General features: G+C 66.8%; 8 protein-coding genes. 5 read left to right on the top strand and 3 right to left on the bottom strand.

Features of this window, described 5'->3' with window-relative positions; translation table 11 throughout:
* The 5 genes from sufD to A5652_RS26190 form a co-directional block, all read left to right on the top strand.
* On the top strand, nt 1-846 hold an 846-nt coding region (sufD, locus tag A5652_RS26210), incomplete at its 5' end, for a Fe-S cluster assembly protein SufD (RefSeq protein WP_067358887.1).
* Nucleotides 843-1,676 (top strand): Fe-S cluster assembly ATPase SufC, encoded by an 834-nt coding sequence (gene sufC / locus A5652_RS26205; protein WP_067358885.1) that lies wholly within the window; start codon nt 843-845, stop codon nt 1,674-1,676. The genes sufD and sufC, both read left to right, overlap by 4 nt.
* Nucleotide 1,677: 1 nt before the next feature.
* Nucleotides 1,678-2,940: a cysteine desulfurase gene (locus A5652_RS26200; RefSeq protein ID WP_067358883.1), complete on the top strand. Its 1,263-nt coding sequence runs from the start codon at nt 1,678-1,680 to the stop codon at nt 2,938-2,940.
* The gene (gene sufU / locus A5652_RS26195; RefSeq protein WP_067358881.1) at nt 2,937-3,437 is read left to right on the top strand and encodes a Fe-S cluster assembly sulfur transfer protein SufU; all 501 of its coding nucleotides are present in this window, start codon (nt 2,937-2,939) and stop codon (nt 3,435-3,437) included. Before A5652_RS26200 ends, sufU begins: the two co-directional genes overlap by 4 nt.
* Complete coding sequence (locus A5652_RS26190) at nt 3,412-3,759, top strand: metal-sulfur cluster assembly factor (protein ID WP_067358879.1); 348 nt, start codon at nt 3,412-3,414, stop codon at nt 3,757-3,759. Before sufU ends, A5652_RS26190 begins: the two co-directional genes overlap by 26 nt.
* 54 nt (nt 3,760-3,813) lie before the next feature.
* Here the strand turns inward: A5652_RS26190 and A5652_RS26185 are convergent, their stop codons facing one another.
* From A5652_RS26185 to A5652_RS26170, 3 genes are all read right to left on the bottom strand, one after another.
* Complete coding sequence (locus A5652_RS26185; protein WP_067358893.1) at nt 3,814-4,581, bottom strand: DUF5666 domain-containing protein; 768 nt, start codon at nt 4,579-4,581, stop codon at nt 3,814-3,816.
* 125 nt (nt 4,582-4,706) lie between these two features.
* The gene (locus A5652_RS26180; protein ID WP_197514112.1) at nt 4,707-5,495 is read right to left on the bottom strand and encodes a DUF5666 domain-containing protein; all 789 of its coding nucleotides are present in this window, start codon (nt 5,493-5,495) and stop codon (nt 4,707-4,709) included.
* A 74-nt stretch (nt 5,496-5,569) separates the two neighbouring features.
* A partial coding sequence (locus tag A5652_RS26170) for an acyl-CoA dehydrogenase (protein WP_197514111.1) occupies nt 5,570-6,390 on the bottom strand: 821 nt, incomplete at its 5' end.

The raw sequence follows: 6,390 nt of genomic DNA, 5'->3' as shown, positions 1-6,390 counted from the left end.
GCCGAGCCGATCGCTATCACCGTTACCGGCCCCGGCCAGGGCGCGGTGGCCTACGGGCACCTGCAGATCCGGGTCTCCGAGCTCGCCGAGGCGGTGGTCGTCATCGACCACCGGGGCAGCGGAATCCTGGCCGACAACGTCGAATTCGTCGTCGACGACGCCGCCCGGCTCACCGTGGTGTGGCTCGCCGACTGGGCCGATGACGCGGTGCACGTCAGCATGCACCACGCCAAGCTGGGTAAAGACGCGGTGCTGCGCCACGTCGCTGTCACGCTCGGCGGCGACGTGGTGCGGCTGACCGCCAACGTGCGGTACCTGGGCCCTGGCGGCGACGCCGAGCTGCTCGGCCTGTACTTCGCCGACGACGGGCAGCACCTGGAGTCGCGGCTGCTGGTGGATCACGCCCAGCCCGATTGCAAGTCGAATGTGTTGTACAAGGGTGCGCTGCAAGGCGATCCGGATTCCGCACTGCCCGACGCGCGCACCGTCTGGATCGGCGACGTGCTGATCCGCGCCGACGCCACCGGCACCGACACCTTCGAGGTGAACCGCAACCTGGTGCTCACCGACGGGGCACGCGCCGACTCGGTGCCCAACCTGGAGATCGAGACGGGTGAGATCGTCGGAGCCGGACACGCCAGTGCCACCGGCCGTTTCGACGACGAACAACTGTTCTACCTACGCTCCCGCGGCATCCCCGAGGAGCAGGCGCGCCGCTTGGTGATCCGCGGCTTCTTCGCCGAAATCATCTCCAAGATCGCGGTGCCCGAGATTCGGGAACGCCTGACCGCAGCCATCGAACACGAACTGGCCATCACGGAAAAGACGGAAACAACAGCCTCATGACCACTCTGGAAATCAAAGACCTGCACGTCAGCGTCGTCAACCCGAACGCCGCCGAGTCCGAGCGCGAGATCGGAATCCTCAACGGTGTCGACCTGACGGTGAAATCCGGTGAGACGCATGCGTTGATGGGCCCCAACGGTTCGGGCAAGTCGACGCTGTCCTATGCCATCGCCGGTCATCCCAAGTACACGGTGACCTCGGGCTCCATCACGCTCGATGGTCAGGACGTGCTGGCGATGAGCATCGACGAGCGCGCCCGGGCCGGAATCTTTTTGGCCATGCAGTATCCCGTCGAGGTGCCCGGCGTCTCGGTGTCGAACTTTCTGCGCTCGGCGGCGACCGCCGTGCGCGGTGAGGCCCCGAAGTTGCGGCACTGGGTCAAAGAGGTCAAGGGAGCGATGGGCTCGCTCGAGATCGACCCCGCCTTCGCCGAGCGCAGCGTCAACGAGGGTTTCTCCGGCGGTGAGAAGAAGCGCCACGAGATCCTGCAGCTCGAACTGCTCAAGCCCAAGATCGCCATCCTCGACGAGACCGACTCCGGACTCGACGTCGACGCGCTGCGGGTGGTCAGCGAGGGCGTCAACCGTTATGCCGAGACCGGCTGGGACGACGGCACCGGCCAGCCGGTGCGTGGCGGCGTGCTGCTCATCACGCACTACACCCGCATCCTGCGCTACATCCACCCCGAATACGTGCACGTGTTCGTCGGCGGGCGGATCGCCGAATCCGGGGGCCCGGAGCTGGCCGACGAGCTCGAGCAGAACGGCTACGTCCGCTTTTCCCCCGCAAGCGCGAGGGACCCCCATCAAGCGGCGGCCACCGGGGCCTGACATGGCGACACCTTCGGCGGCGGTCTCACCCCTGGATGTCGCGGCCATCCGCGCCGATTTCCCAATCCTCAAACGCGTGATGCGTAGCGGAAAGCCGCTGGCGTACCTGGATTCCGGCGCGACATCGCAGCGGCCACTGCAGGTACTCGACGCCGAGCGGGAGTTCGTGCTGACCTCCAACGGCGCGGTGCACCGCGGCGCGCACCAGCTGATGGAGGAGGCGACCGACGCCTACGAGCAGGGGCGTGCGGACGTGGCTGCGTTCGTCGGCGCCGAGTGCGACGAGCTCGTATTCACCAAGAACGCCACCGAGGCGCTCAACCTGATGTCGTATGTGCTGGGGGACAAGCGTTTCGAGGGTGCGGTCGGACCCGGCGACGTCATCGTCACCAGCGAGCTCGAGCACCACGCCAACCTGGTTCCCTGGCAGGAACTCGCCCGGCGGACCGGGGCGAACCTGCGCTGGTACGGCGTCACGGACGACGGGCGCATCGACCTCGATTCGTTGGAGCTCGACGAACGCGTCAAAGTCGTCGCCTTCACCCATCATTCGAACGTGACCGGCGCGGTCACGCCCGTGGCCGAGCTGGTCAGTCGGGCCCGGGCCGTGGGCGCGCTGACCGTGCTGGATGCCTGCCAGTCGGTGCCGCATCAGCCCGTCGACTTCCACGCGCTCGACGTGGACTTCGCCGCGTTCTCGGGACATAAGATGTTGGGCCCCAACGGCATCGGTGTCCTGTACGGACGCCGCGAGGTGCTGTCGGCCCTGCCGCCGTTCTTGACCGGCGGCTCGATGATCGAGGCCGTGACCATGGAAGCGTCCACCTACGCGCAGGTGCCGCAGCGGTTCGAGGCCGGCACCCCGATGACGTCGCAGGTGGTCGGATTGGGTGCGGCCACCCGCTATCTGGGCGCCATCGGCATGGCGGCCGTACAGGCCCACGAGCACCACCTGGTGGCCCTGGCCATCGACGGGCTGTCCCACATCGATGCCGTGCGCATCCTCGGCCCGACCTCCATGGAGCACCGCGCCTCGCCGGTGTCTTTCGTCGTCGACGGCGTGCACGCCCACGACGTGGGGCAGGTGCTCGACGACGAGGGCGTCGCGGTGCGCGTGGGTCACCACTGCGCCATGCCGCTGCACCGCCGGTTCGGCGTGGCGGCCACCGCCCGGGCTTCGTTCGGGGTGTACAACACCGCCGAGGAGGTCGAGCGATTGGTGGCCGGCGTGCGCCGCGCTCTGGATTTCTTTGGGAGAGAATGACATTGCGTCTCGAGCAGATGTATCAGGACGTGATCCTGGACCACTACAAGCACCCGCAGCACCGCGGGCTGCGCGAGCCTTTCGGCGCCGAGGTGTTCCACGTCAACCCTGTCTGCGGTGACGAGGTCACGCTGCGGGTCGCGCTGTCCGAGGACGGCGAAACCGTTGCCGACGTGTCCTACGACGGGCAGGGCTGCTCCATCAGCCAGGCGGCGACCTCGGTGCTCACCCAACAGGTGATCGGTCAAAGCGTCGGGGAGGCGCTCAAGACCATCGCCGCGTTCACCGAAATGGTGTCCTCGCGCGGCACCGTCGATGGCGATGAGGACGTGCTGGGCGACGGGATCGCGTTCGCCGGGGTGGCCAAATACCCCGCCCGGGTGAAATGCGCCCTGCTGGGATGGATGGCTTTCAAAGATGCTTTGGCCAAAGCCTATTCGGGCCAGGGCGCAGACTTCGAGGAGGTAACAGATGAGCGACACCACCGCGCAGGATGACGAATTCCTTGCCGACCTCGAGGAGGCGATGCGTGACGTCGTCGACCCCGAACTCGGCATCAACGTCGTCGATCTGGGACTCGTTTACGGGCTGAACGTCGAGGCGGGCGACGACGGAACCGTCGCCCTCATCGATATGACGCTGACGTCGGCGGCCTGCCCGCTGACCGATGTCATCGAAGACCAGTCACGCAGTGCGTTGGTGGGGGCCGGCTTGGTGGACGACCTGCGGATCAACTGGGTGTGGAACCCGCCGTGGGGTCCGGACAAGATCACCGAGGACGGCCGCGAGCAGCTGCGCGCTCTCGGTTTCACCGTCTGAGTCAGGCTTTCGCGCTAGTCGTGCGCCGCCGCTGCGGTTTCCCGCGTCCCTGGCCTAAAGGTGGATGTGAGGGAGGTGAGGCAGGTGCAGGTGCGGGTGTGGGTGCCCCATCGGCGGGCAGGCCTCCACGCTGATCATCGTCGCGTGCAGGACGCCACCCTCCTGAGTTCCCTGGGCGCCAATGCATTTGCCGTTCGTGATCGCCTGGGTGTTCGACGGCGTCTGCCGCTTGTATGAGGTCGTGTCGGCGACGGTCACGTCGGTCGAGGCGCCCGGACCGCCGGGGCCCAAGCCACTGATCGCGATCGTGTTGCCCGACACCGAGGACACGGTGCCGTAGAAGCCGGCCGGCGGCGGGCACTTGCCGTCGGTGGATTGGGTGACCGTCACGGCTTGCGCGGTGACCGGGCCGGGCGCTGGTTGGCCGGGCGCCGGCGCTCCGGGGGCTGGTGCGCTCTGCGGAGTGGCTTTGACATTCACGCAGCTGCCCGGCGTCACATCCGCCAGCTTTGCCGGGGTGACGTCCATGACAATGGTCTGGGGTGTGTAGTCCACGGTCGCGGAGCCGCTGCGCGTTCGAAGCGCGATCGTCTGACCCGAATTCGACTGCACCATGCCCTCGACATAGTCCTTGCCGACCGGCAGGGGCGGTGGCGGTGGCGCCGGCGGCGGCGCTGCGCTGGGAGCCGCGCTCGGCGGGACAGCGGTGCCAGCTGGTGGCGCACTGGTCTTCGACGGGTCGTGCGAGCCGCACATCGCCACGCCCACCGCGACGAAAGCAACGACTACGCCGAGTGCGATCTGCGTCCGCCGGGTCTTCAGGAAGGCAGGCACAGATCTCATCTCCGATCCCAGATTCGCCGTCGTTAACAACTACCCCCGCCGGGAGCGGTTTTCACGCCGCGCCCGGCAGGAGTGACGGCAATCTCAGTCAGCCCGAGCCGGGTTCAGCCACCGTGGCCGGGCTGCTTGGGCTTACCGCACTTGCCGTCGGCGGCCTGTCGTAGCTTGATGCTCGTCGCCTGCAGCGCGCCGCCGTTGTCCTGAGTCCCGCGCGCGGACAGGCATTTGCCCGGCGTGATCGCGTCGGTGTTGGCGGACGACTGCTTGCTGTATTTGGTCTTGTCATCGACCGTCACGGTCGTTTGCGTGGTGTTGCCGCTGGGGTCGGTGTTGGTCAGATTGATGGTGTTACCGGACACCGACGCCACCGAACCGCGCACCCAGGCCGGTTTCGCGGGCGCATTTGACGGCGGGAGAGACGGCTGCGTGGTGGTCGAACCGCCGGGCCCGGACTGCGGCGGTTTCGGGCAGGCGCCGTTGACGGACTCGCTGATCTTCACTGACGCGGCGGTGACCGCCTGGCCGGGTGCCGACCCCTCCGCGGGCTTGACGCTGACGCAGCTGCCCGGGGTGACGTCCGGCAGCCCGGCCGGAACGGCCTCGGTGATCTTGGTGGTCGAGGTGAAGTTGACCGACGCGGTTGAATTGTCTTCCTTGGTGACCTGAATGGAGTTGCCCGCCACCGAGGCGATCAGACCGCTGACGCGCGCTTCGGCATTGGGAGTGGGCGACGTGGTCGTCGACGTGACGGTGGACGTCGACGTTGAGGTCGAGGTGGACGGGGCATTGGAATTGTTCGAAGAGCCGCAGGCGGACAGGGAGAATGCGGTGGCTCCCGCGACGGCGAATACCGCTAAGCGGGCGAGCCGGGGCACTTGACAGCTGGCAGACATCAACGTTTCTCCATTCGTCGGTTAAAGCCAACGTTATGGTTTACCCGTTTAACCTGTGCCTAAGCTGTGGGCTCTCAGAACGCTTCTTCGGCCACGTTCATGATCTCGTCGTCGATGGCCTCGATGACGCTGCGCAACGCGGTCAGCTGCGGCAGCATGTTCTTGGCGAAGAACCCCGCGGTCGCGATCTTGCCCCGGTAGAACGCTTCGTCATGCGCAGTGCCGGTGGCCAGCGCGCGGGTGGCGGCGCCGGCCTGCACCAACAGTCGCCACCCAATCAGCAGATCACCGACCGCGAGCAGGTAGCGCACAGATCCCAGGCCCACCTTGTAAATCTCGCCCGGCTGCTGCGCCGCGGACATCAGGTAACCGGTCAACGCGCCCGTCATCGCGGTCACGTCGTCGAACGCGGTCTGCACCAACTCGGCGATCGGCTTGAGCGCCTCGTCACAGCTGTCGATGGTCGCCGTGATCTGAGTCGTCAAGAACTGCAGGGCCTCACCCCGGTCGCGCACGATCTTGCGGAAGAAGAAGTCGAGTGCCTGGATGGCGGTGGTGCCCTCGTAGAGCGAATCGATCTTGGAATCGCGGATGTACTGCTCCAGGGGATAGTCGGCCAAGAAGCCCGAACCGCCCAGCGTCTGCAGCGACTCCGTAAGCACCTCGTAGGCGCGCTCCGAGCTCACCCCCTTGACGATCGGCAACAGTAGGTCGTCGATCCGGTGCGCCATCTCGGGATCAGCTCCCGAAACACGTTGCGCCACAACGTCATCCTGATGCGCTGCGGCGTACATGTAGAGCGCCCGCAGGCCCTCGGCGTACGCCTTCTGGGTCATCAGGCTGCGGCGCACGTCGGGATGGTGGATGATCGTGACCCGCGGTGCGGTCTTGTCGG

Source organism: Mycobacterium sp. 1165178.9 (assembly GCF_001673555.1).
GTDB lineage: Bacteria > Actinomycetota > Actinomycetes > Mycobacteriales > Mycobacteriaceae > Mycobacterium.
Note: the sequence above shows the minus strand (reverse complement) of the source record. Positions and strands in the feature narration are given on the sequence as shown.